Origin of the sequence: Streptomyces sp. NPDC052225 (genome assembly GCF_040679615.1) — a bacterium.
GTDB lineage: Bacteria > Actinomycetota > Actinomycetes > Streptomycetales > Streptomycetaceae > Streptomyces.
In genome coordinates this window covers 33,360-55,923 of record NZ_JBFAVD010000034.1, presented here as the reverse complement: position 1 = coordinate 55,923, position 22,564 = coordinate 33,360, and the positions used below count along the sequence as shown (strand labels likewise).

Annotated in this window: 20 protein-coding genes; 11 read left to right on the top strand and 9 right to left on the bottom strand. The window is 71.6% G+C overall.

Translation table 11 applies throughout. The features are described from left to right. Window positions 1–10: 10 nt before the first annotated feature. Window positions 11–1,885 carry an AAA family ATPase gene (locus AB0L37_RS33865; RefSeq protein WP_365514357.1) on the bottom strand — a complete coding sequence of 625 codons (1,875 nt, stop codon included), beginning with the start codon at window positions 1,883–1,885 and terminating at the stop codon, window positions 11–13. A 406-nt stretch (window positions 1,886–2,291) separates the two neighbouring features. Continuing rightward, the gene (locus AB0L37_RS33860) at window positions 2,292–2,933 is read right to left on the bottom strand and encodes a hypothetical protein (RefSeq protein ID WP_365514354.1); all 642 of its coding nucleotides are present in this window, start codon (window positions 2,931–2,933) and stop codon (window positions 2,292–2,294) included. A 192-nt stretch (window positions 2,934–3,125) separates the two neighbouring features. Here AB0L37_RS33860 and AB0L37_RS33855 point away from each other — a divergent pair, with 192 nt between their 5' ends. After that, entirely contained in the window at window positions 3,126–4,499 is a 1,374-nt protein-coding gene (locus AB0L37_RS33855) for a peptidase C39 family protein (RefSeq protein ID WP_365514351.1), read from the top strand. A gap of 62 nt (window positions 4,500–4,561) precedes the next feature. Here AB0L37_RS33855 and AB0L37_RS33850 read toward each other — a convergent pair whose 3' ends face one another. Then, a complete protein-coding gene (locus tag AB0L37_RS33850) occupies window positions 4,562–6,043 on the bottom strand; it encodes a M1 family metallopeptidase (protein ID WP_365514348.1) in 1,482 nt (493 codons plus the stop codon). Window positions 6,044–6,264: 221 nt separating this feature from the next. Between AB0L37_RS33850 and AB0L37_RS33845 the strand changes: the two genes are divergently transcribed. Beyond that, window positions 6,265–6,417 (top strand): SCO1431 family membrane protein, encoded by a 153-nt coding sequence (locus AB0L37_RS33845; protein WP_365514345.1) that lies wholly within the window; start codon window positions 6,265–6,267, stop codon window positions 6,415–6,417. Between the two features lie 70 nt (window positions 6,418–6,487). Continuing rightward, complete coding sequence (locus tag AB0L37_RS33840) at window positions 6,488–7,117, top strand: TetR/AcrR family transcriptional regulator (RefSeq protein ID WP_365514342.1); 630 nt, start codon at window positions 6,488–6,490, stop codon at window positions 7,115–7,117. A 67-nt stretch (window positions 7,118–7,184) separates the two neighbouring features. On the opposite strand, the gene AB0L37_RS33835 is transcribed toward AB0L37_RS33840, so the two are convergent. Further along, window positions 7,185–8,426 (bottom strand): glycoside hydrolase family 18 protein, encoded by a 1,242-nt coding sequence (locus AB0L37_RS33835; protein ID WP_365514339.1) that lies wholly within the window; start codon window positions 8,424–8,426, stop codon window positions 7,185–7,187. 355 nt (window positions 8,427–8,781) lie between these two features. Here AB0L37_RS33835 and AB0L37_RS33830 point away from each other — a divergent pair, with 355 nt between their 5' ends. The 3 genes from AB0L37_RS33830 to AB0L37_RS33820 all read left to right on the top strand — a co-directional run bounded on the left by AB0L37_RS33830 (window position 8,782) and on the right by AB0L37_RS33820 (window position 12,699). After that, entirely contained in the window at window positions 8,782–9,945 is a 1,164-nt protein-coding gene (locus tag AB0L37_RS33830; RefSeq protein WP_365514336.1) for an acyl-CoA dehydrogenase family protein, read from the top strand. A 540-nt stretch (window positions 9,946–10,485) separates the two neighbouring features. After that, on the top strand, window positions 10,486–11,559 hold the full coding sequence (locus AB0L37_RS33825) for a hypothetical protein (RefSeq protein ID WP_365514394.1): 1,074 nt from the start codon (window positions 10,486–10,488) through the stop codon (window positions 11,557–11,559). Window positions 11,560–11,586: 27 nt separating this feature from the next. Further along, window positions 11,587–12,699 carry a phosphotransferase family protein gene (locus AB0L37_RS33820; RefSeq protein ID WP_365514333.1) on the top strand — a complete coding sequence of 371 codons (1,113 nt, stop codon included), beginning with the start codon at window positions 11,587–11,589 and terminating at the stop codon, window positions 12,697–12,699. A gap of 9 nt (window positions 12,700–12,708) precedes the next feature. Here AB0L37_RS33820 and AB0L37_RS33815 read toward each other — a convergent pair whose 3' ends face one another. Further along, complete coding sequence (locus AB0L37_RS33815; RefSeq protein ID WP_365514330.1) at window positions 12,709–13,155, bottom strand: hypothetical protein; 447 nt, start codon at window positions 13,153–13,155, stop codon at window positions 12,709–12,711. Window positions 13,156–13,381: 226 nt separating this feature from the next. Here AB0L37_RS33815 and AB0L37_RS33810 point away from each other — a divergent pair, with 226 nt between their 5' ends. The 4 genes from AB0L37_RS33810 to fxsA all read left to right on the top strand — a co-directional run bounded on the left by AB0L37_RS33810 (window position 13,382) and on the right by fxsA (window position 17,390). Beyond that, window positions 13,382–13,822 (top strand): Lrp/AsnC family transcriptional regulator, encoded by a 441-nt coding sequence (locus AB0L37_RS33810; RefSeq protein ID WP_018534770.1) that lies wholly within the window; start codon window positions 13,382–13,384, stop codon window positions 13,820–13,822. A 75-nt stretch (window positions 13,823–13,897) separates the two neighbouring features. Next, complete coding sequence (locus AB0L37_RS33805) at window positions 13,898–15,511, top strand: amidohydrolase (protein ID WP_365514326.1); 1,614 nt, start codon at window positions 13,898–13,900, stop codon at window positions 15,509–15,511. Window positions 15,512–15,970: 459 nt separating this feature from the next. Next, on the top strand, window positions 15,971–16,756 hold the full coding sequence (locus tag AB0L37_RS33800) for a polyprenol monophosphomannose synthase (RefSeq protein ID WP_365514323.1): 786 nt from the start codon (window positions 15,971–15,973) through the stop codon (window positions 16,754–16,756). A gap of 46 nt (window positions 16,757–16,802) precedes the next feature. Then, window positions 16,803–17,390, top strand: coding sequence for an FxsA family membrane protein (fxsA, locus tag AB0L37_RS33795; RefSeq protein ID WP_365514320.1), 588 nt, complete (start codon window positions 16,803–16,805; stop codon window positions 17,388–17,390). A gap of 92 nt (window positions 17,391–17,482) precedes the next feature. On the opposite strand, the gene AB0L37_RS33790 is transcribed toward fxsA, so the two are convergent. The 4 genes from AB0L37_RS33790 to AB0L37_RS33775 form a co-directional block, all read right to left on the bottom strand. After that, complete coding sequence (locus AB0L37_RS33790) at window positions 17,483–17,857, bottom strand: RNA polymerase-binding protein RbpA (protein WP_164314920.1); 375 nt, start codon at window positions 17,855–17,857, stop codon at window positions 17,483–17,485. Window positions 17,858–18,111: 254 nt separating this feature from the next. Beyond that, window positions 18,112–19,467, bottom strand: coding sequence for an MFS transporter (locus AB0L37_RS33785; protein WP_365514317.1), 1,356 nt, complete (start codon window positions 19,465–19,467; stop codon window positions 18,112–18,114). Window positions 19,468–19,510: 43 nt separating this feature from the next. Then, window positions 19,511–20,278 (bottom strand): glycerophosphodiester phosphodiesterase, encoded by a 768-nt coding sequence (locus AB0L37_RS33780; protein ID WP_365514314.1) that lies wholly within the window; start codon window positions 20,276–20,278, stop codon window positions 19,511–19,513. After that, complete coding sequence (locus AB0L37_RS33775; RefSeq protein ID WP_365514311.1) at window positions 20,275–20,946, bottom strand: hypothetical protein; 672 nt, start codon at window positions 20,944–20,946, stop codon at window positions 20,275–20,277. The genes AB0L37_RS33780 and AB0L37_RS33775 overlap by 4 nt, the downstream gene beginning before the upstream one ends. A 99-nt stretch (window positions 20,947–21,045) precedes the next feature. On the opposite strand from AB0L37_RS33775, the gene AB0L37_RS33770 reads away from it, so the two are divergent. After that, entirely contained in the window at window positions 21,046–22,545 is a 1,500-nt protein-coding gene (locus AB0L37_RS33770) for a PLP-dependent aminotransferase family protein (RefSeq protein ID WP_365514308.1), read from the top strand. The last annotated feature ends 19 nt before the right edge of the window (window positions 22,546–22,564 follow it).

Below are 22,564 nucleotides of genomic sequence, written 5' to 3'. Positions count from 1 at the left end.
GCAGAAGCGGTCACATGGCCGAGGGATCCTGAGGCCCCCGCCCCGAAAGAACCTCCCCGTACGCCTGCATCAGATCCGGCAGCCGCAAGGTCGCCAGATCATCCCGAGTGGGCTCGACGAGATACCCCGTCAGCCTCAAATCCCGGTAGGCGCAGGACTTCTCGTACAGCGTCCGCAGAAACCGCCCGTTGCCGAGTTCGTCGATCCACCCCTGATCCACGACGTGCCCCGCGATCGAGCGAAGCTCATCGAGCGCCTCCTCGTCCCACGCGTCCCCGTTCTCGGCCGCCAGCACCTCACCGATGGACGTGAGCTCCAGCGGCCGGTACGACGGGAAGTCGACCCGCGTCGTGAAGCGCGACGAAAGCCCGGGGTTCGCGGCGAGCAGCCGGTCCATCCCCTCGGGATACCCGGCGAGGATCACCACGAGATGGTCCCGGTTGTCCTCGGCCCGCTTCAGGAGCACCTGAAGCGCCTCGTCCCCGTACGCGTCGCCCTTGCCGTAACCGGAGTTGGACAGCGCGTACGCCTCGTCGACGAACAGCACGCCGCCGAGCGCGGAGTCGATGAGTTCGTTGGCCTTGACCGCGGTCTGGCCCAGGTACTCGCCGACCAGATCCGCCCGCTGCGCCTCGACGAGATGGTCGCCGCCGAGCAGCCCGAGCGCGTAGAAGACCCGGCCGAGAATGCGGGCCACGGTGGTCTTACCGGTGCCCGAGGGGCCGGAGAAGACGAAGTGTCGTTTCGGCGGCTGGACCGGCAGACCCTGGCCGGCGCGCAGCCGCGCCATGTTCAACTGGGCGGACAGCGCTTTGACTTGCCGCTTCACCGGCTCGAGGCCGACCATCCGCTCCAGCTCCGCGAGGGCCTCCTCCAGGAGCGCCGGATCGGCAGGGCCGGCCGGCAGCGGAGGCGACACCGGCACCACGGCCTTCTCCCGCACCATGTCGGGATCCTCGGCGCCCGAGCCGCCCGGCGGCGGCAGATCGGGTTCGGTGACCTTCAGGCCGCGCCCGTCACCGGCGTACAGCGGATCGACCGACTCGCCGCCGTCCAGGCCGTCCTGATAGCCCGTCAGTGTCATCGTGGTCAGGTCCGCGCCGTCCGCGAAGTCCCCGTACCCGTCGCCCTCGGCGATCGCCGCGAGCCGCGCGGAGGTGTCCATGAAGGCGGGGTCGACCCGGTGCACGGCCCGGTACAGGGGGAGCGCGGCCGCGCTGCGGCCGGTGCCCTCGTGCGCCCTTGCCAGCCAGTAGCGCAGTTCCTTGCGCTGGGGCTGCTCGCTGCGGCAGCGCATCAGGGCGGAGGAGAGCAGCGGCTCCGCCTGCCCGTACATCTCCAGGCGCACCCGCGCCATGCCGCCGAAGAGCCCGGCCTCGATGCCGAGCATGGCATCGTCGATCAGTGGGTCCGTGTGCCGGACCAGCTGCTCCCAGTCCTTGACCAGATACGCCCGGCACGCGTGCAGGAACCGCACCTGCGGATCCGTGTCGACCGGCGGCAGTGTGGCCAACGCCCGGTCGAGTTCCGGGACATGGCGGCCGTCGAGCCAGTGCGAGGCGTGCGCGAGTAAGAGGTCGCGCGGATGTTCAAGAACCGGCTGCACCCACCAGCCGAGCCAGTACCAGGAGTTGAGCGTGCGCCGGTGCCGCGTGCGCTGCTCGCCGAACCGGTCCCGGTGGCGGAACATCCGCAGTAAGGCGGTCGTCGTGTCGATGCGCAGCGCGTGCAGCCCGAGCCAGCCGTCGGCCATCCCGGGGTCCATCCGCACGGCGGCCCGGAACTCCTCCTCCGCCTGCGGATAGGCGCCCATGGTGTAGGCGTCGACGCCGCGCAGCCAGGCCAGATCGGCCGGGCCGGCCGGCGTACCGGTGCCGAAGTCCATCACGTCCCCCACAAACCGTGCCCCCGATGAACCGCTCTGTCATGGACGGGAGTTGTCACGATGCGGACAGCGAGCCGTCCTAGGCCGCACCGAGAGGCATCGTACCTGCGGGCGCGGGGGAGGCCGTAGGGCGCGACGGGGTCGGTTCGGCGCACGGGCAGGGGACACGGTGCAGGTGAGCGGGGTGCCGCATGGTGACCCTGGGTGAACGAAGCGCGGCCCGGCGCGCCCGGGAAGGGGCATTGCGGGCAGAACGAAGCCCCCGATCACGGGGGAACAACCGGGGGCTTCGCGACTGCGGGCGGCTTCGAATGGCCGCACATTCAGAACGTAAGTCCTGTACGGCCCCTCGGTCAAGCAGAGTTGGGGCACTCGCGGAAACTGGCGCAACGCCGTTTCCTAAGGTTCAGCGCACCGCTGGCGGTTCCTCACGGTCAGTGACGGAGCGAGGGGTCGGTCGGGCCTCACCAGGTCCCACCCGCATCGCGTACCCTTCGGGACACTCTCGTACCAAATCCTCGGCGAAGGGCCGCGAAGGGTCGTCCGCGAAGTGCGCGCGCTCCGCAGGGATCCAGCCGTCCCAGAACTCCCGCTGCGCCTCGCCGTCCCGGGCCCGCCCCCGCGCCCACGACACCTCGCCCGCCATCTCCATCCACACCAGCCGGGCCAGATACGGCCGCACCGCACGCCTCCCCGCTCCCACGCCCTCCACCAGGACCACGTCGGCGGGCGGGAGTTGACGCTCGGCGTCGTAGCGGCGGGCGTTCCAGTCGTACGTCGCGTAGCGCGCGCTCCGCCCGCGCGACAGCGGCGCGAGCACCTGGGTGCGCAGCCGGTCCGTCCAGCCGAAGAGGGCGTCATGGCTCGCGAGGTCGTCGAGGCGCAGCACGGGCGCGCCGCCGAGCGCCCCGGCGAGCCGCGTCGCGAACGTCGACTTCCCCGAGCCCGCGTGCCCGTCGATGCCGACGAGCCGGACGGGCCCGCACGAGGGCGGCAGCCGGCGCAGCCGGTCGGCGTAGCGGTCGAGGGGCACGTGGTGGTAGCTCACGGCCGCAAGGGTACGTCGGTGAGCGGATCGGTTTGCCGTACGCCACCGCAGGTCATGCCAGTGGTGAAGACCAATATTGGTAGCGGTGGGCACCCTCGAAATGCTGGTGGAAGTCCCGTCGCGGCAGCCATAGTTGGCGCACCCGGCACGTCCGTCCCGTCCGCCCGATCCGTCGACTGGGGGATCCACCCGATGACCCGATCCGAACCCACCGCCCCGGTGTCCCGCAGAACCGTGCTCGCCGCGGCCGCGGGCGTGGCGCTCGCCGCCACGGCCGCCACCGGAACCGCACACGCCGCAGGGGCCGCGGCCGGCCAGGCCCCGGCCCGCCTCGTGGACAATCGCGCCTGGACCACGTACACCGACTGGCGCTCGGGCAGCCGCGCAGGGATCCGCGTCCTCGCCGGTGCCCGCCCCGGCGTGACGATCGCCGAGGCGGCCGGCACGACCACGTACACCGATCCGCACCTGAACAAGACGGCCGAGTGGGAGTACGCGCAGTGGACGTCCCCCGTCCACGCGCTCACCGTCCCCGCCACCGAGGTCATCGCGTCCTGGAACGCGCACACGCCGGCCGGTACCTGGATCCAGATCGAGCTCCAGGGCACGTACACGGACGGCACGGCGACGCCCTGGTACGTGATGGGCCGCTGGACCGCGGGCGACGACGCGGCCGTGGACATCCGCCGCACCTCGGTCGACGACCAGTCCGACGGGAAGTCGAGCATCTGGACGGACACCTTCTCCATCGACGACGCGGCCTCCGGTCTGCGCCTCGTCTCCTACGCGCTGCGTCTGACGCTGCTGCGCACGCCGGGCACGAAGGCCGCGCCGACCGTGTGGCGCCTCGGCGCGATGGGCTCCGACGTCCCCGACCGCTTCACGGTCCCGGCCTCCACGCCCGGCCTCGCCAAGGAACTCGCGGTGCCGCGGTACTCGCAGAACATCCACGCCGGCCAGTACCCGGAGTACGACAACGGCGGCGAGGCGTGGTGCAGCCCCACCTCCTCGCAGATGATCATCGAGTACTGGGGCCGCAAGCCGACCGCCGAGCAGCTGGCCTGGGTCAACCCGGACTACGCCGACCCGCAGGTCTGTCATGCCGCACGTTTTACGTATGACTACCAGTACGAGGGCTGCGGCAACTGGCCGTTCAACGCCGCCTACGCGTCCACGTACAAGGACATGCAGGGCGTCGTGACCCGGCTCTCCTCGCTCACCGACCTGGAGACGCTGATCGCTGCCGGGATCCCGGCCATAACGTCGCAGTCGTTCCTCAAGACGGAGCTGACGGGCGCCGGATACGGCACGTCGGGCCACCTGATGACGGTCGTCGGCTTCACCGCCGACGGCGACGTGATCGCGAACGACCCGGCCTCGCCGAGCGACCCGGCGGTCCGGCGGGTCTACAAGCGTGCGGAGTGGGAGACGATCTGGCTGCGCACCAAGCGGTACAACGCCACCGGCAAGGTCGTCTCCGGCACCGGCGGCGTCTGCTACCTGTACTTCCCGGCGCACCCGACCCCGAAGCAGCGCAAGGCGCTGGCGGCCGTCGGCGTCCGCTGACCGTCCCCCGACGCGGCGCGCTCTCTCCTTCGCGTGGGGGAGAGCGCGCCGCGCTGTGCGGGTCAGCCGGTGACGACGGGCTTCACCACCCAGTCCGGGTGGCCGGGCATCGGCGGGGTCGTCGAGCCGTACAGCCACGGCCGCAGGAAGCCGGACAGGTCCTGGCCCGCGGCCTTCGACGCGGTGGCGATGTAGTCGGCCGTCGACGTCGTCCGGCCGCGGTACTGCGCGATCCAGGCCCGCTCGATCCGCTGGAACGTCTGCGTGCCGACCTGCTCGCGCAGCGCGTACAGGACGAGCGCCGAGCCGTCGTAGCGCATCCGCTTGAAGAGGTTGGGCTCGGTGGGCTCGGCCGGGGCGCCGTAGTCGTGGCGCCACTGGTCGTGGTTCTCGTACGCGGTCCTCATCGCGGCCTCGAAACTGTCGCCGCCGTGCGCCTCGGAGTAGAGCCGCTCGTAGAAGCGGGCATGGCCCTCGCTGAGCCACAGATCGGACCACGTCCTGATCCCGACACTGTCGCCGATCCACTGGTGGGTCAGCTCGTGGACGAGATTGCGCTCGGCGTCGACCCGGGTGCCGAGCAGATCCGCCTTGGGGATCAGGGAGAGCGTCTGCGTCTCCAGGGCCACGCCCAGATCGGTGTCACCGACGAGGACGCCGTACCGGTTGAAGGGGTACGGGCCCAACTGGTCGCGCAGCCACGCGAGATGATCGGGCGTCAGGTCGCGGTACTGCTTGGTCGGGGCCACCAGGGCGTCCGGCACGACGTCGCGCAGCGCGACACCGTCCGGACCCGAGCCGTCGATCAACTGGTACTTCCCGATGGCCAGTTGGACCAGCTGCGTGGCGACCGGCTGCTCGGAGTCGTACGTCCAGCGCACCCGGCCGCCGGGCCGCTCGGCCTTGTCGACCAGCTTGCCGTTCGAGACGGCCGTGAGGTCGCCCGGGGTCGTGACCCGCACGGTGAACGGGGCGCGGGCGCTCGGGTGGTCGTTCGACGGGAAGATCATCTTGGCCCCGTTGGGCTGCGGGTAGAGGACCGTGCCGTCCGGCGTGGGGATCCAGCCGTAGTCCTCGATCGCATCGTCCCGGTGGCGTATCTGTGTCGGGTCGGCGGTGTACCCGACCTTCACCGTGAACGAACTGCCCTTGGGTATGGGGGTCTTGGGCGTGACGACCAGTTCGTCGCCGTCCCTTCGGGTCTGCGCCGGGCTTCCGTTGACCGTGACGGTGTGCAGTTCGTTGCCGGCGAAGTCCAGGTCGAAGCGGGACAGGGCCTGGGTGGCGGTGGCCCGGATCGTCGTCGTCGCGGGGAACGGTGTCCCCGGGGCCTGCCAGTCGAAGTCGAGCGTGTAGTGGCGGACCGTGTAGCCGCCGTTCCCGTCGAGCGGGAACAACGGGTCGCCGAGGCCCGCGGCGCCCGGCGAAGGCGTGTCGGCGGCGGCCTGCGAGACGGCCGCGGGGCCGGTCAGCGCGGCGGTGACGGTGAGGGCCGCGGCGAGCGCGAGACGGGTTCTGCGGCGGGACGTCCGGTACGTGCGCATCGTGGATCGTGAGCCTTCCGGTCGGACGGAACGCGTCGAAAACGCGGGACGCAATGTCGGACGCACAGCATTCCGCGCCGGTTGTGCGTGACCAAGGTCTCGGCCGCAAAAAGGCGGACCGATGGCAAGGTGGAGGGCACGGGGGGAGTCACTGCCGCGGCCGCTCGCACGGCCGCCGCCAGGACTGATGCCACGACGCCCACGACCCGAGCGAGACCCCCATGACCGCACACTCCGCTGCCGCCGCCCCCGCCTCCGCCCGCACCCGCACGGGCGGCCCCGAGGACCACGGGCCGAAGATCCTCGAGCACGTCCTGGGCTGGACCTTCGTCGTCGTCCTCGCGATGCTCGTCACACAGCTCGGCTGGATGTGACCTGAGCCACCCGGGTCCGGGAAGCTGCCATACTGCGGTCTTCGCAGGGAGCCGGAGACCAGGACCCGAATTGAACGAGAGCCACCAGCGGGCGCGCGGCACCGGCAGGTCCGCCGCCCGCCGCGCCGAACTCATCGCCATCGGCCGGAAGTTGTTCGCCGACACGTCCTACGACGCGCTGTCCATGGACGACATCGCCCAGCACGCGGGCGTCGCCAAGGGCCTGATCTACTACTACTTCACGTCCAAGCGCGGCTACTACCTCGCGATCATCGAGGACTCCGTCGGCGACCTCGTCGACCGCGCCGCCACCGCGGGGGACCTCGCCCCGGTCGACCGCGTGCACCGCACCGTCGACGGCTATCTGCGCTACGCCGAGCACCACCAGGCGGCGTACCGCACGATCATCACGGGCGGCGTCGGCTTCGACGCCGAGGTGCAGGCCATACGGGACGGCGTGCGCGCGGTGCTGATCGCGACCATCGCCCAGGGCGTGTACGGGAAGCCGGAGGTGCCACGCGTCGTCCGCATGGCGCTGCTCGGCTGGCTGTGCAGCGTCGAGGGCATCACCCTCGACTGGATCGGCCACCAGGAGGTCGAACGCAGCACCGTGCGAGCCCTGTTGGTCCGCACGCTCGGTGAGACCCTGCGCGTCATCGAGGAGTTCGAGCCGTCGTACCCGGCGCCGCCCCGCCCATGAACGGGCGCACGGGGAAGGGCGGGGTTCCGGCGCGCCGGAACCCCGCCCAACTCCTGCTTGACGACGCCTAGCTGATCGCCTTGATCAGCTCGCCGCCCGTCGTGTCACCGGACAGCTCCCAGAAGAAGGTGCCGCCCAGGCCCTGCTGGTTCTTGTAGTCCATCTTCCCCGCGATGGTCGACGGGGTGTCGTAGCTCCACCAGTTGTTGCCGCAGTACGCGTACGCGGTGCCGCCGACCGTGCCGGTGGCCGGGCACTTGGTCTTCAGCTCCTTGTAGTCGTCGATGCCCTGCTCGTACTTGCCGGCCGCGGGTCCGGTCGCCGTGCCGCCGGGCGCCGCCTGGGTGACACCGGTCCAGCCGCGCCCGTAGAACCCGATCCCGAGCAGCAGCTTGGACGCCGGGACGCCCATCGCCTTGAGTTTGGCGATCGTCGCGTCCGTGTTGTAGCCGGCCTTCGGAATGCCGTCGTACGAGGTCAGCGGCGAGTGCGGGGCCGTCGGACCCTGCGCGTCCCAGGCGCCGAAGAAGTCGTACGTCATCGGGTTGTACCAGTCGACGTACTGGGCGGCGCCCGCGTAGTCGGCGGCGTCCAGCTTGCCGCCGGCCGAGGCGTCGGCCGGGATCGCGGACGTGACGAGCGCACTGCTGCCGAACTTCGAACGCAGCGCCCCCATCAGGTTCTTGTAGGCCTCGCGCCCGCTGGTGTCGCAGCTGAGCCCGCACGCGTTCGGGTACTCCCAGTCGATGTCGATGCCGTCGAAGACATCGGCCCACTTGGAGTTCTCGACCAGGTCGTAGCAGGACTGGGCGAACGCGGCCGGGTCCTTGGCCGCCTCGGTGAACCCGCCGGACCAGGTCCAGCCGCCGAACGACCACAGCACCTTGAGGTCGGGGTGGAGCTTCTTGAGCTTGCGCAGCTGGTTGAAGTTGCCGCGCAGCTCCTGGTCCCAGGTGTCGGCGACGCCGTCCACGGACTGGTCCGCGGTGTACGCCTTGTCGGTCGCGGCATAGGAGTCGCCCATGGCGCACTTGCCGCCCTGGACGTTGCCGAAGGCGTAGTTGATGTGCGTGAGCCTGTCGGCCGAGCCGGACGTCTCGATGTTCTTGACGTGGTAGTTCCGGTCGTAGACACCCCACTCGGTGAAGTATCCGACGACCTTCGAACCGGCCGCCGCCTCCTGGGAGTTGGTGTCCGGCTGGGCCGCCGCGCTGCCCGCGGAGGCGAGCATCCCGGCGCCGAGTACGGCGCAACACGCGGCGGATATCAGCGCCTTGAAGCGGGCGCGGGGGAGGTGCGGTCTGAGCATCGTGTCTCCTCGTGGGGGAGGGGAGCATGGGGGGGGAACGTGGGGAATGCCGTGCTGGACCTGCGCGCCGCAGATTAGAAGGACTAGACCAGTGAGGTCAATGGTCCGAACCAATTTCCCCGGTTCCTTCACGCGTCGCACCCGCCCCATGAGACCCTCCGCGAAAAACTTGGAGTAAGCGGTCGTTAACTAGTGACGGGAGGCCCCGGATCGGGAATACTCGACACACCGAAGCCGCTGATCAGCACCTTCCGTGACCCGGACGGGCAGCATCGGCTCGGACGTGACCATCCGGCGGCGCCGCCTCACCCCGCGCGCACCGCCGCAGCGCCCGCCCAGACAGGAGAGCGTCGCCATGCCGGAGCCAGGAGTCGAGCGTCAGCTGCCGACGGACGAAGCTCAGGACCTGATCCAGTTGGTCCGGGACATCGCACAGCGGGAGATCGCCCCGTCCGCGTCCGAGGACGAGGAGGCGGGCCGCTTCCCGCGCGAGACGTTCGCCCTCCTCTCGTCGTCCAGCCTGCTCGGCCTGGCGTACGACTCCGAGTTCGGCGGCGGCGACCAGCCGTACGAGGTCTACCTCCAGGTCCTGGAGGAACTGGCGGCCGCCCGCCTCACGGTCGGCCTGGGCGTCAGTGTCCACTCGCTGGCCTGCCACGCCCTCGCGAACTTCGGCACCAAGGAGCAGCGCTCGGAGCACCTGCCCGACATGCTCGGCGGCGGCCTGCTCGGTGCGTACTGCCTCTCCGAACCCGCCTCGGGATCCGACGCCGCCTCGCTGCGGACGAAGGCGGTCAAGGACGGCGACGACTGGGTGCTCACGGGCACCAAGGCGTGGATCACCCACGGCGGCGTCGCCGACTTCTACACGGTCCTGGCCCGCAGCGGCGGCGAGGGTGCCCGCGGCATCACGGCGTTCCTGGTGCCCGGCGACGCGGAGGGGCTGAGCGCGGCGGCGCCGGAGAAGAAGATGGGGATGAAGGGCTCGCCCACCGCCCAGGTCCACTTCGACGGCGTCCGGATCAGCGACAAGCGCCGCATCGGGGACGAGGGGCAGGGCTTCCAGATCGCGCTGTCCGCGCTCGATTCGGGCCGCCTCGGCATCGCGGCCTGCGCGATCGGCGTGGCGCAGGCGGCGCTCGACGCGGCGGTGTCGTACGCGAAGGGCCGTTCCCAGTTCGGCCACCCCATCGCCGACTTCCAGGGCCTTCGCTTCATGCTCGCGGACATGGCGACGCAGATCGAGGCCGGCCGTGCCCTGTATCTGTCGGCGGCCCGGCTGCGGGACGCAGGCCGCCCGTTCTCCAAGCAGGCCGCCATGGCGAAGCTGCTGTGCACGGACGCCGCCATGAAGGTCACCACCGACGCGGTGCAGGTCTTCGGCGGCTACGGCTACACCGTGGACTTCCCGGTCGAGCGCTTCATGCGGGAGGCCAAGGTGCTCCAGATCGTCGAGGGCACCAATCAGATCCAGCGCATGGTCATCGCCCGTCACCTCGCGGGTCCGGAGTCGCGCTGAACTGTCCGGAGCGCACGGTCGGCGCGACCAGGCGCGTCCACTCCGGGTCGTGGTGCCCGGGCAGCGTCCGGCCGCGGTCGGCCCATGTGGTGATCAGGGCCCGGTAGATCGGCGGATCCTGCGGGTGCGCAGCTGACTGCGGAGACGGATGGGGCGTGTGTGCCGCGTGCGCTCCGTGCGGCGGGTGAACCGATTCTGCGGTTCCTGTGGCGGCAGGCACGAGGATGCGCCGGCGGCGGCCGGTGGGCGCAGGAGCGGGGGTCTGCGTCGGGGTCATGCCGGGACAACGTCGAGGGGACGGAGCGAGTCACCGGTCGACGCAATCGAGCGTCAGTTCGCGGCATAACCGTGCTCGTGCGCCCGGCCCGTCGAACATCTGGCCTCCGGCCGGGAGCTGACGTACCGTCAAGTCCGCCGCCGGGCGGGCCGCACCCCTTCCGGGCGACGTCAACTGCCGTACGCCCAGGGAGGTTTGCTGTGGCCGACGACGACCGCCCGGTCGCCCTCGACGAGTACCCGGTCCACCAGGTTCCGCTGTCGATGAAGCACGTCGCGACGAGCGACCGCAACGCGTACGACCGCTGCATCTTCCATCTCGTCGACCCCGCCGGGGAGTTCCTGCTCATCCTCGGCCTCGGCGTCTACCCCAACCTCGGAGTGATCGACGCCTACGCGACCCTGCGCGTCGGCGACACCCTGCACGCCGTCCGCGCCTCGGACGCGCTGAGCGACCATCGCCGCATGGAGCTGGCGGTCGGCCCGCTGCGCATCGTCGTCGAGCGCCCGCTGAAGGACTTCGTCCTCACCTGCGCCGCCGACCCGGCAGACCCCGGCGGACTCTCGTACGAGATCAACTGGAGCGCCGACTTCCCCGCTCTGTGGGAGCCGCACCACACCCAGCGCAAGGGCGCCAGGCTGACCCTGGAGGGCAAGCGGTTCGTGCAGGCAGGGCGGTGCGACGGACGCCTTCGGATCGGCGGCCGGGAGATCGACGTGGCGGGCTGGACCGGTACCCGCGACCGGAGCTGGGGCGTGCGCCCGGTCCCCGGCGAGGACGGCGGACGCCTCGCCCAGGAGCACCCGACCGAGGGCTTCCACTGGATCTGGGCGCCGGTCCGCTTCGACGACCGCTTCCTGATGGTCATCACCCAGGAGGACGCCGACGGCTACCGCACCCTGAACGACGCGACCCTCGTGCGCGCCGGCCGCCGCGACCGTCAACTCGGCTGGCCCCGGGCCGACATCACCTACCGGCCCGGCACCCGCCACCCCGAGAGCGCGATCGTCCACCTCACCGACCCGGTCGACGGCAAGCCGCTCGAACTGGGCGTGGAGATCCTCGCCTCGTCGCCGCTCGCCGTCGGCGCGGGCTACCCGCCGGCCGACGACTGGCAGCACGGCACCTGGCAGGGCCCCGGCTGGACCGACCGCCGTGACTACGACCTCTCCGACCCCGCCGCCCACCCGATGGCCGCCTACGGAGTCATCGACCATGCCGCCCGCTTCACCCTCGACGGGCACGTCGGGTACGGCATCTTCGAGCACGGCAGCTTCGGCCGCCACGACCCGAGCGGCTTTACGGGCTTCGACTCGGTGGCACCCGCACGTCCCTGACAGCCCCGAACGGAAAGGGAGTTGGCGATGGCGGCAGCACCCCGGCAGCCCCGGCCACGGACCTCGACGCGCGAACCCGAGGAGATCGCCCGGCGCCTCACCGCCTGGCTCGGACACCGGCTGCCCGGCGCGAAGGCGGTGAACGTCACCGTCCCCGAGTCCAACGGCATGTCCAGCGAGACCCTCCTCTTCGACATCGAGCACCCCGAACCACCCGTGCGCGCCTGCGCGTTGAGGCTCGCGGCCGACCCGTCCGCGTACACGATCTTCCCGGTGTACGACATGCCGCGCCAGTACCGCACGATGCGCCTCGCCGCCGACCGCACCGGACTGCCCGTGCCGCGCGTGCTCTGGCTGGAGGAGGACCCAGGGCCGCTCGGCGCCCCGTTCTTCGTGATGGAGCGCGTCGCCGGCCGGGTGCCGCCCGACGTCATGCCGTACACGTACGAAGGCAACTGGCTGCACGCGGCGAGCGACGCGGAACGCGCGCACCTGGAGGAGGCGACCGTCCGGCTGCTCGCCCGGCTGCACGACGGCGTGCCCGCCGCGGCGGCGGACTTCCTCGCGCTGCCCGGCGAGGGCAGCCCGCTGCGCCGCCACGTGAACGCCCAACGGGCCTACTACGCCTGGGTGGTGGACGGCCTGCCGCGTTCACCGCTCATCGAGAGCGCCTTCGACCGCCTCGAGGAACTCTGGCCGCACGACGAAGGGGGCGCCGTCCTCAACTGGGGCGACGCCCGCATCGGCAACATCCTCTACGACGGCTTCGAGCCGGCTGCCGTCCTCGACTGGGAGATGGCGGCGCTCGCCCCGCGCGAGGTCGACCTCGGCTGGACGATCTACCTGCACCGCTTCTTCCAGGACCTCACCGAGAGCTTCGGCCAGGACGGCCTGCCCGGCTTCCTGCGCCGTGACCGCGTCGAGGCACGCTACGCCGAACTCACCGGGCACACCCCGCGGTCCATGGACTTCTACACGCTCTACGCGGCCCTGCGGCACGCCGCCGTGATGCTCCGCGTCGCGTACCGCCAGATCCACTTCGGCGAGACCGAGGTGCCCGCGGACCCGGACACACTGATCCTGCACCACGACAGCCTGCGGGCCATGGTGCAGGGCAGGTACTGGGACGAGCGGGCCTGAACCCCCGGGTCAGGCAGCCGCGCGGCGGGCCGGCTGCTCGGGCACCCGCAGCGGGCGCGAGCCGGGACCGCCGACGTGCGAGAACGGCTGCGTGCGCCAGTCGAGTCCCTGAGGGAGCGTCAACAGCAGGGCCGTGTCCTGCTCCTGAGCACCCGTCAGTTCGTCGGCGGGGCGCGCCTCGGTGGCGGCGCGGCCGGTGCCGGCGCACACGGTGAGCCCGAACGGGTTCCACGGCGAGGTCACATGGGCGTGCTCGGGCAGGACGTCCTCGTCCGCCAGGAGCGCGATGGGCTGGGCACAGTCCGGGCAGATCACCCGGTACATCTCGAACGTGTCGTACGCGTCGCCCTCTTCGTCGTCGAAGGCGTCGGGTTCGACGCCCTCCGGCTGGGGCTCGACGATCGTCTGCTTGCGATTTCGCGTGGCAGGGCGTCCGGAACGCTTCACACTCTGCATGGGAATCTCCCCCTCGGGTGGGCCGACCAGGAGCCGCGGCCTCGACCACAGCAAGCACTTCCCGTCCCGCCGTCGACGTAACCGCCGCATGCGCCAGGACACGGCTCAAAGGGTGTGGTCTTCGTCACATGCCGATTGCGGATGCGGGGAGAGAGGTAGGCGAAGGGGCCCTCGGGTGCGCCGTTGAGGTATCCGGGGAGATCACGGGCCCTGTAGGTTCTGCGGCATGGAGGAGCTCGACCGACAGATCGTGCAGCTGCTCGTCAAGGACGGGCGGATGAGCTACACCGACCTGGGCAAGGCCACGGGCCTGTCCACGTCGGCCGTGCACCAGCGGGTGCGCCGCCTCGAACAGCGCGGCGTGATCCGTGGCTACGCCGCGGTCGTGGACCCCGAAGCGGTCGGCCTGCCGCTCACCGCGTTCATCTCGGTGAAGCCGTTCGACCCGAGCGCCCCGGACGACATCGCGGAGCGCCTCGCGGGCGTCCCCGAGATCGAGGCGTGCCACAGCGTGGCCGGCGACGAGAACTACATCCTCAAGGTGCGCGTGGAGACCCCGCACGAACTGGAGAACCTCCTCGCCCGCGTCCGCTCCCTGGCGGGCGTCTCGACCCGCACGACCGTCGTCCTCTCCACTCCTTACGAGGCCCGCCCGCCGCGCATCTAGGGCGCGGATTCACACGCGTGCGCAAAAGGGACCCCGGCGCCGGATCGGACTCCGCGGCGCGGGACACTGTGTGCCATGAGCACGCCCCCCAGCACCCGTACCGTCCTCCTGCGACGCGGTGAGGTCCACAGCCCCGCCGACCCCTTCGCCACCGCCATGGTCGTGGAAGCGGGGCACGTCGCCTGGGTCGGCTCGGAAGGCGCGGCGGACGCGTTCGCGGACGGTGTCGACGAGGTCGTCGACCTCGACGGCGCCCTGGTCACCCCGGCGTTCACCGACGCCCACGTGCACACCACGTCGACCGGCCTCGCCCTCACCGGGCTCGACCTGACGGCCGCCCGCTCCCGCGCCGAAGCCCTCACCCTCGTACGGGAACACGCCACGGCCCGCCCCACCGACCGGGTCCTGCTCGGCCACGGCTGGGACGCCGCCCGCTGGCCCGACCGGCAGCCGCCCACCCGCGCCGAACTCGACGAGGCCACCGGCGGCCGGCCCGTCTACCTCTCCCGGATCGACGTCCACTCGGCGGCCGTGAGCACCGCCCTGCTCGACCTCGTCCCGGGCGTCACCGACCGCCCCGGCCACGACCCTGAAGGCCCTCTCACGCGCGACGCCCACCACGCCGTACGGGCCGCCGCGCTCGGCGCCGTGGGGCCGCAGCAGCGCGTCGAGGCCCAGCGCGCGGCCCTGCGGCACGCCGCCTCCCTCGGCATCGGCTCGCTGCACGAGTGCGGCGGCCCCGACATCTCCTCCGAGGACGACTTCACCGGGCTGCTCGACCTCGCCCGCTCCGAGCCGGGACCCCGCGTCGCCGGCTACTGGGCGGACCGCGACATCGAGCGGGCCCGCGGCCTCGGCGCGCTCGGCGCCGCCGGCGACCTCTTCGTCGACGGCTCCCTCGGCTCGCACACGGCCTGCCTCCACGAGCCGTACGCCGACGCGCCGCACAACGGCACCGCCTACCTGTCGGCGCAGGACGTCGCGGACCACGTGGTCGGCTGCACCGAGGCGGGCCTCCAGGCGGGCTTCCACGCCATCGGGGACGCCGCCGTGACCGCCGTGGTCGACGGCATGCGCGCCGCGGCGGAGAAGGTCGGCCACGCGCGCGTGCGCGCCGCACGGCACCGGATCGAGCACGCCGAGATGCTCACCCCCGAAACCGTCGCCGCCTTCGCGGAGTTCGGCCTCACCGCGTCCGTGCAGCCCGCCTTCGACGCCCTGTGGGGCGGCGAGGACGGCATGTATGCGGAGCGCCTCGGGGCCGAGCGGGCGCGCACCCTCAATCCGTACGCGGCCCTGCTGCGCGCCGGTGTCCCGCTCGCCTTCGGCTCCGACAGCCCGGTCACCCCGCTCGACCCGTGGGGCACGATCCGCGCCGCCGCCTTCCATCGCACGCCCGAGCACCGCGTCTCGGTGCGCGCCGCGTTCACCGCGCACACGCGTGGCGGCTGGCGGGCCGTGGGCCGCGACGACGCCGGCGTCCTCGTTCCCGGCGCCCCGGCCGACTACGCGGTCTGGCGCACGGACGAGCTCGTCGTGCAGGCCCCGGACGACCGCGTCGCCCGCTGGTCGACCGACCCGCGCTCGGGCACCCCGGGCCTGCCGGACCTCACGCCGGGCGCCCAACTCCCGGTCTGTCTGCGGACGGTGGTCTTCGGGCAGACGGTCTTCGTACGGCCGGACGAGTGATGTACCGGGGCGGCGCGCACCGGATCCCGGCCCCGCGTCGTCCCGTACGACCTGCGTATCCTCCGCCCTGACCAGGGGTGTTCGTGAAGAGGCCCAGGTCAAACGGCTGTTGACAGCACGCGGCGGTCGGCGGGTAGGTTCGGCCGGGTCCACCACCTTTCGCACGACCGGGGCAGGCCCACGCAGTCGTAGAACGCAGGCCGGCGCCCGTGCCACGGGGCGCCGGAACGTTCCGGCCGGTCGGCGAGGTGCGACCCGGGTGGGGCCCGGGCGTTCAGTAGACAACGGCTTTCGGTCGACCCGCAGCCAGCGGGCCCCAGGTCGGCCCGAAGGACGCCCGGCCCCGATCCGCAGCATGCGCCAGCACCCGATCCGCCCCCGAACAGGGCGCCTGATCAGAACGATCCGGCGTGCTCGCTATGGTGGTCCCCTTCTGGACGGAAGTTTTAAGGGGAAGCTGTGAGCGACGGCGGTGGGCGGAAGTTCGGCCCTCTGGGTACGGCCTTGGTGATCATCCCGACCTTCAACGAGGCCGAGAACATCAAGTCCATCGTGGGTCGCGTCCGGGCCGCCGTGCCCGCGGCGCACGTCCTGGTCGCCGACGACAACAGCCCCGACGGCACCGGCAAGCTCGCCGACGAGCTGGCCGCCGCCGACGAGCAGGTCCACGTCCTGCACCGCACCGGCAAGGAGGGCCTCGGCGCCGCGTACCTCGCCGGTTTCGCCTGGGGCATGGAGCACGACTACGGCGTCCTGGTCGAGATGGACGCCGACGGCTCGCACCAGCCCGAGGAGCTGCCCCGGCTGCTCACCGCGCTCAAGGGCGCCGACCTGGTGCTCGGCTCGCGCTGGGTGCCCGGCGGGCGGGTCGTGAACTGGCCGAAGTCCCGTGAGTTCCTGTCGCGCGGCGGCTCCACGTACTCGCGCCTCCTCCTGGACGTACCGATCCGCGACGTCACCGGCGGCTTCCGCGCCTTCCGCCGCGAGACCCTGGAGAGCCTCGGCCTCGACGAGGTCGCCTCGCAGGGCTACTGCTTCCAGGTCGACCTGGCCCGCCGCGCCGTCAAGGCCGGCCATCACGTGGTCGAGGTCCCCATCACCTTCGTCGAACGCGAGCTGGGCGACTCCAAGATGAGCAAGGACATCGTCGTGGAGGCTCTGTGGCGGGTCACCACGTGGGGCGTGGGGGAGCGCGTGGGGAAGGTCCTCGGCCGCGGGCCCGGCGTCCGCCCAGAGCGATCTTGATCGCCCCCTTACGCCACTCGGACCAGGCCCCAGGCACACTGGGGGCATGACCACTGGCACCCCGCCCCGCAACCGGCCCTCCGGAGCCCGAGGCTCCCGTCTTCGCAGGCTGCTGCCGCTCGGCGTCGCGGCATGGGTGGTCCTGGAGATCTGGCTGCTCACGATGGTGGGGAGCGCGACCGGCGGGTTCACCGTCTTCCTGATCCTGCTGGCCGGTCTGGTCCTCGGCGGCGTCGTGATCAAGTCGGCCGGCCGCCGCGCGTTCCAGAACCTCACGGAGACGATCCAGCGCCAGCAGAGCGGCGCCGTGGAGGCGGGCGAGCAGCGCTCGCAGGGCAACGGCCTGCTGATGCTCGCCGGGCTCCTCCTGATGATCCCCGGCCTGATCTCGGACGCCCTCGGCCTGCTGCTCCTGGTGCCGCCGCTGCGCACGGCCGTCAGCCGCTACACGGAGCGCACCCTGGAGCGGAAGATGAGCACGGCGGGCGAGGGCACGCTCGGCAGCGCGTTCCAGCAGGCACGCATGCACCAGCCCGGCGGCACGGTGATCCAGGGCGAGGTCATCCGGGAGGACGAGCGCCCGGGCGGCGGCAGTGACGATTCCGGCCCGCGCCCGCCGATCATGCCCGGCTGAGGCGGCCGAGAAGACGAGAACGGCCGGGGCCGGACACACGGTGTGTGTCCGGCCCCGGCCGTCTCACGTACTGCGGGTGGTGCCCCGCAGGGTCACGCGGACTTGCGGCTGTCCCTCGGGTGGACCGCGATGTTCATCGCTCCCGAGCGCAGCACCGCCAGGCGCTCCTCGAGGACCTCTTCGAGCTCCTCGCGGGTGCGCCGCTCCATCAGCATGTCCCAATGCGTACGGGCGGGCTTGGCCTTCTTCTCCTCAGGGCCGTCCCCGTCGACAAGGAGTGCCTGGGCCCCGCAGACCTTGCACTCCCACTCCGACGGAATCTCGGCCTCCACCGAGAAGGGCATCTCAAAACGATGGCCCTTCTCGCATGCGTACTCCACGGCCTGGCGCGGGGCCAGGTCGATGCCGCGGTCCGTCTCGTAGCTCGTCACTACGAGGCGTGTACCGCGAAGAGCTCGCTCACTCATGAATCGTGCCTCCCGGGCTTGTCGCCCACAGGACAGGTGTCGCTGTCGTCGTCATCCGGTCAACGTCCGGTCGGCGGTAAAGATTCCCGTTCCGGGTCATGCGTCGCCGTCGTAGCCGCCCCTTGTTGTACCCACCAGCGCCCGGTTTGTCACATCTGACACCAGATGTCACCTAGCGTTTCGCGTTATCGACGTGCAGTAACGGTACGCCTGGCAGGCCAACCGCGTACACTACCGGCCTTTGCGTTCAGGTGCTAAATCCTGGCCGGTACGGGATTCCCCGCGTCGTGCACCGCCTGCCGCACAGGTACCCGCGCGAGCAGGACGAAACCGATGAGAAAGAACGCGACGAGGGACACGATCGCGTCCCGGTAGCTCCCCGTCAGCTGGTACGCGAGGCCGAACACCAGGGGCCCCAGCCAGCTCATCCCCCGGTCGCTCATCTCGTACGCGGAGAAGTACTCGGCCTCTTTTCCGGCGGGCACGAGATGGGAGAACAGGGAGCGGGACAGCGCCTGGGTGCCGCCGAGGACGAGTCCGATGCCGGCCGCGAGGACGAAGAACCATGTGGGCGCGTGCGCGGGCAGGAAGAAGCCCGCCCCGATCGTCACCGTCCACGCCACCAGGGAACCGAGGATCGTGCGCTTGGCGCCGTACGCGCGAGCGAGGCGGCCCATCGCGAGCGCGCCGGCCACCGCCAGGACCTGGACCAGGAGCACCGCCACGATGAGCGTCGACTGTTCGAGGCCGAGCTCCTCGGAGCCGTAGACGGAGGCCTGCGAGATCACCGTCTGCACGCCGTCGTTGTAGACGAGATAGGCCAGGAGGAACGAGAGGGTCAGGGGGTGGCGGCGCATGTCCCGCACGGTGGCGACCAGCTGGCGCAGGCCCGGCGCCGTACCACCGGGCGCGTTCGTCGAGCGCCGGTCGCGCAGTCGGCGTAGGGGCACCAGGGTGAACGCGCCCCACCACACGCCCGCCGACGCGAGACAGATGCGCACCGCCGTCGCCTCCGAGACGCCGAACGTGTCGTAGTTCGAATACAGCACCAGATTGGCCACGAGGACGAGCGCGCCCGACGCGTAACCGAAGGCCCAGCCGCGCGACGAGACCGCGTCGCGCTCCTCAGGAGGCGCGATCTGCGGCAAGTAGGAGTTGTAGAGCACCATCGAGACCGCGAGCGCGGAATTCGCGACGACAAGGAGCGCGCCACCGAGCAGGTAGCGGTCGCCTTCCAGGAAGAACATGCCGGTCGTCGCCGCGGCGCCTATGTAGGCGGAGAGCGCGAGCAGCGGCTTCTTGCGGCCCGTACGGTCGGCGGCCGCGCCCGCCAGCGGCATCACGAAGACGGACAGGATCACCGACAAGGAGACCGCGTACGGGAAGAAGGAGCCCGCGCGGACCGGTATACCCAGTGGATGGACGAAGCCGTCCGCGTCCGCCGCGGCCTTGGCGACCGAGGTCAGATACGGGCCGAGGAAGACGGTCAGCACGCTCGTCGAATAGACCGAGCACGCCCAGTCGTAGAAGTACCAGCCGCGTTGCTCACGCTTGCGGTCGGCGAGCGCGGTGGCTCCCGTCGCCGTCTCCCGCACGGTGTCGGTGCCCACCCGTGTCCCCTAGTTGTCCCCGTGGTCCGCCGCCGCGCGGGCGTCAGACCCAGGTTCCCCGGTCCTTGAGGACGTCGCGCAGCGTCTCGATGTGATCGGAAACTATGCCATCGACCCCGAGGTCGAGAAGACGCCTCATCTCGGCCTCCTCGTTCACGGTCCACACGTGGACCTGCAACCCGCGCGCGTGTGCGGCCCGCACGAAGCGGTGGTCGACCACCCGGACCCCGCCGTGCGCGACGGGCACCTGGGCGCAGACCGCGGAGCGGCGCAGGGCGGCAGGGACCCCGTACGACCGCAGGCGCAGGCCGAGCACCCCCTTCGTGCCGTACGAGGTGGCCAGGCGCGGGCCCGCGAGCGCCTGGGCCCGGGCGACGCGTGCCTCCGAGAAGGAACCGACGCAGACGCGGTCCCACGCGCGCGTGCGGCGGATCAGATCGAGCAGGGGGACGAGGGCGGGCTCGGCCTTGACGTCCACGTTCCAGCGGACGTCCGGGAAGGTCTCCAGCAGCTCCTCGAAGAGCGGTACGGGTTCGCTGCCCGCCACGCGCGCGCGGCGCACCTCGTCCCACGGCAGGTCGGCGATCAGGCCGCTGCCGTCCGTGACCCGGTCGAGGGTCGCGTCGTGGAAGGCGGTCAGCTTCCCGTCGCGCGTCGCGTGGACGTCGGTCTCGATGTACCGGTAACCGAGGTCCACCGCGCGGCGGAACGCGGTGACGGTGTTCTCCAGGCCGTCCGCCGCCCCGCCCCGATGGGCGAGGGCGAGCGGGCCCGGGTGGTCGAGGTAGGGGTGGCGTACGCGCGCGGTCACGGTCGCAGTATCGCCTGCCCCGCTGACGGGCCGGCGGCCGCGGGGGAGCCCGCGGGCCGCGCGGGGGCGGCGAAGACGCGCAGGAAGAACTGCGCCAGCGGACCGATCGCCAGGGCGTACAGGACCGTGCCCACACCGATCGTGCCGCCGAGGACGAAGCCGGTCACGACGACCACGACCTCGACCGCCGTGCGCATCAGGCGGACCGAGCGGCCGGTGCGCTGGTGCAGCCCCGTCATCAGGCCGTCCCGCGGTCCAGGACCGAACTTGGCCGCTATGTAGAGGCCGGTTGCCACCCCGTTGAGCACGATCGCGGCGAGCATCAGCGGAATGCGCACCCCGTAGGCGTGCACGTCCGGGACGGCGGAGAGCGTGGCATCCATGGCGAGGCCGACCACGAAGACGTTCGAGACCGTGCCGAGGCCGGGGCGCTGGCGCAGCGGGATCCACAGGAGCAGCACGATCGCGCCCACGATGATCGAGACGACGCCTATGGAGATGCCCGTCAGCTCGGCGAGCCCCTGATGGAGCACGTTCCACGGCTCCAGGCCGAGCCCCGCCTCCACAAGGAGCGCCGAACTGGCGCCGTACAGGGCCAGGCCCACGTACAGCTGGACGAGGCGGCGGACCAGTGGACCGCCGGGCCGCGCGGACGACGATGCGGACATTAAGTGCCCCCTGTGGTGGTAGTGGCCTGACCCATGACACTCTGTGGCTCGGAAACGGATGCCAACCATGGCCAATTCAGGGAAGGTGGACTGGATCTCATGGCCCAGTGGACTTCGGCGATCGGTTCGGCCCAGCTCGCCCGGCTGCTCGCCTCGCAGCAGCCGCGCCCCGCGGGCCCCGGCGCCCGCCGCCCGCCCGCCTACCGCGTCCTCGCCGACGGCATCCGGCTGCTCGTCCTGGAGGGCCGTGTCCCGGTGGCCACGCGGCTGCCCGCCGAGCGGGAGCTCGCCCAGGCCACATCCGTCAGCCGCACCACGGTCGCCGCCGCCTACGAAGCGCTGCGCGGCGAAGGGTTCCTGGAGTCCCGCAGGGGAGCGGGCAGCTGGACCGCGGTACCGGCCGGCAATCCGCTGCCCGCCCGCGGACTCGAGCCCCTGCCGCCCGAGGCACTCGGCTCGATGATCGACCTCGGCACGGCGGCCCTGCCCGCGCCCGAACCGTGGCTGACCCGCGCCGTCCAGGGCGCCCTCGAAGAGCTTCCCCCGTACGCCCACACGCACGGCGACTACCCGGCAGGGCTGCCCGCGCTGCGCGCGATGATCGCCGAGCGGTACACCGCCCACGGCATCCCGACCATGCCCGAGCAGATCATGGTCACCACCGGCGCGATGGGCGCCATCGACGCGATCTGCCACCTCTTCGCCGGGCACGGCGAGCGTGTGGCCGTGGAGTCGCCCTCGTACGCCAACATCCTCCAGCTCATGCGCGAGGCCGGGCTGCGGCTCGTGCCCGTCGCGATGGCCGACGGGCTGACCGGGTGGGACGTCGACCGCTGGCGGCAGGTCCTGCGGGACGCGGCGCCCCGGCTCGCGTACGTGGTCGCCGACTTCCACAACCCGACCGGGGCCCTCGCCGACGAGGAGCAGCGCCGTTCGCTGGTCGACGCCGCGCGGTCGGCCGGCACGGTGCTCGTGGTCGACGAGACGATGACCGAGCTGTACTTCGACGCGGACCTGGCCATGCCGCGCCGGGTCTGCGCGTTCGACCCGGCCGGATCCACGGTCATCACGGTCGGTTCGGCCAGCAAGGCGTTCTGGGCGGGGATGCGGATCGGGTGGGTGCGGGCGGCGCCGGACGTCATCCGCAGCCTGGTCGCCGCGCGCGCGTACGCCGACCTCGGCACCCCGGTCCTCGAGCAGCTGGCCGTGAACTGGCTGATGAACACCGGGGGCTGGGAGAACGCCGTGCAGCTGCGCCGCGAGCAGGCGCGCGAGAACCGGGACGCGCTCGTCGCCGCCGTGCGCCGGGAGCTGCCCGGATGGGAGTTCGACGTGCCGGACGGCGGCCTGACGCTGTGGGTCAAGGCCGGCGGTCTTTCCGGGTCCCGGCTCGCCGAGGTGGGCGAACGCGTCGGCGTCCGGGTCCCGTCAGGTCCTCGCTTCGGCGTCGACGGGGCCTTCGAGGGCTATGTGCGGCTGCCGTTCACCGTGGGCGGCGCGGTCGCCGACGAGGCGGCGGTGCGCCTCGCGGCGGCGGCCCGCCTGGTGACGGACGGCCAGGGTGCGGGCGGGGACGTGCCGCGCACCCTGATCGCCTGAGGGCCCCGTCTTTCAACGG

Bases quoted from the DNA above. Each gene is read 5' to 3' on its own strand.
- AB0L37_RS33770 (WP_365514308.1), top strand. From the start codon at position 21,046: ATGGCCCAGTGGACTTCGGCGATCGGTTCGGCCCAGCTCGCCCGGCTG.
- AB0L37_RS33830 (WP_365514336.1), top strand. From the start codon at position 8,782: ATGCCGGAGCCAGGAGTCGAGCGTCAGCTGCCGACGGACGAAGCTCAG.
- AB0L37_RS33865 (WP_365514357.1), bottom strand. From the start codon at position 1,885: ATGGACTTCGGCACCGGTACGCCGGCCGGCCCGGCCGATCTGGCCTGG.
- AB0L37_RS33775 (WP_365514311.1), bottom strand. From the start codon at position 20,946: ATGTCCGCATCGTCGTCCGCGCGGCCCGGCGGTCCACTGGTCCGCCGC.
- AB0L37_RS33805 (WP_365514326.1), top strand. From the start codon at position 13,898: ATGAGCACGCCCCCCAGCACCCGTACCGTCCTCCTGCGACGCGGTGAG.
- AB0L37_RS33850 (WP_365514348.1), bottom strand. From the start codon at position 6,043: ATGCGCACGTACCGGACGTCCCGCCGCAGAACCCGTCTCGCGCTCGCC.
- fxsA (WP_365514320.1), top strand. From the start codon at position 16,803: ATGACCACTGGCACCCCGCCCCGCAACCGGCCCTCCGGAGCCCGAGGC.
- AB0L37_RS33810 (WP_018534770.1), top strand. From the start codon at position 13,382: ATGGAGGAGCTCGACCGACAGATCGTGCAGCTGCTCGTCAAGGACGGG.
- AB0L37_RS33820 (WP_365514333.1), top strand. From the start codon at position 11,587: ATGGCGGCAGCACCCCGGCAGCCCCGGCCACGGACCTCGACGCGCGAA.
- AB0L37_RS33790 (WP_164314920.1), bottom strand. From the start codon at position 17,857: ATGAGTGAGCGAGCTCTTCGCGGTACACGCCTCGTAGTGACGAGCTAC.
- AB0L37_RS33845 (WP_365514345.1), top strand. From the start codon at position 6,265: ATGACCGCACACTCCGCTGCCGCCGCCCCCGCCTCCGCCCGCACCCGC.
- AB0L37_RS33825 (WP_365514394.1), top strand. From the start codon at position 10,486: ATGAAGCACGTCGCGACGAGCGACCGCAACGCGTACGACCGCTGCATC.
- AB0L37_RS33855 (WP_365514351.1), top strand. From the start codon at position 3,126: ATGACCCGATCCGAACCCACCGCCCCGGTGTCCCGCAGAACCGTGCTC.
- AB0L37_RS33815 (WP_365514330.1), bottom strand. From the start codon at position 13,155: ATGCAGAGTGTGAAGCGTTCCGGACGCCCTGCCACGCGAAATCGCAAG.
- AB0L37_RS33835 (WP_365514339.1), bottom strand. From the start codon at position 8,426: ATGCTCAGACCGCACCTCCCCCGCGCCCGCTTCAAGGCGCTGATATCC.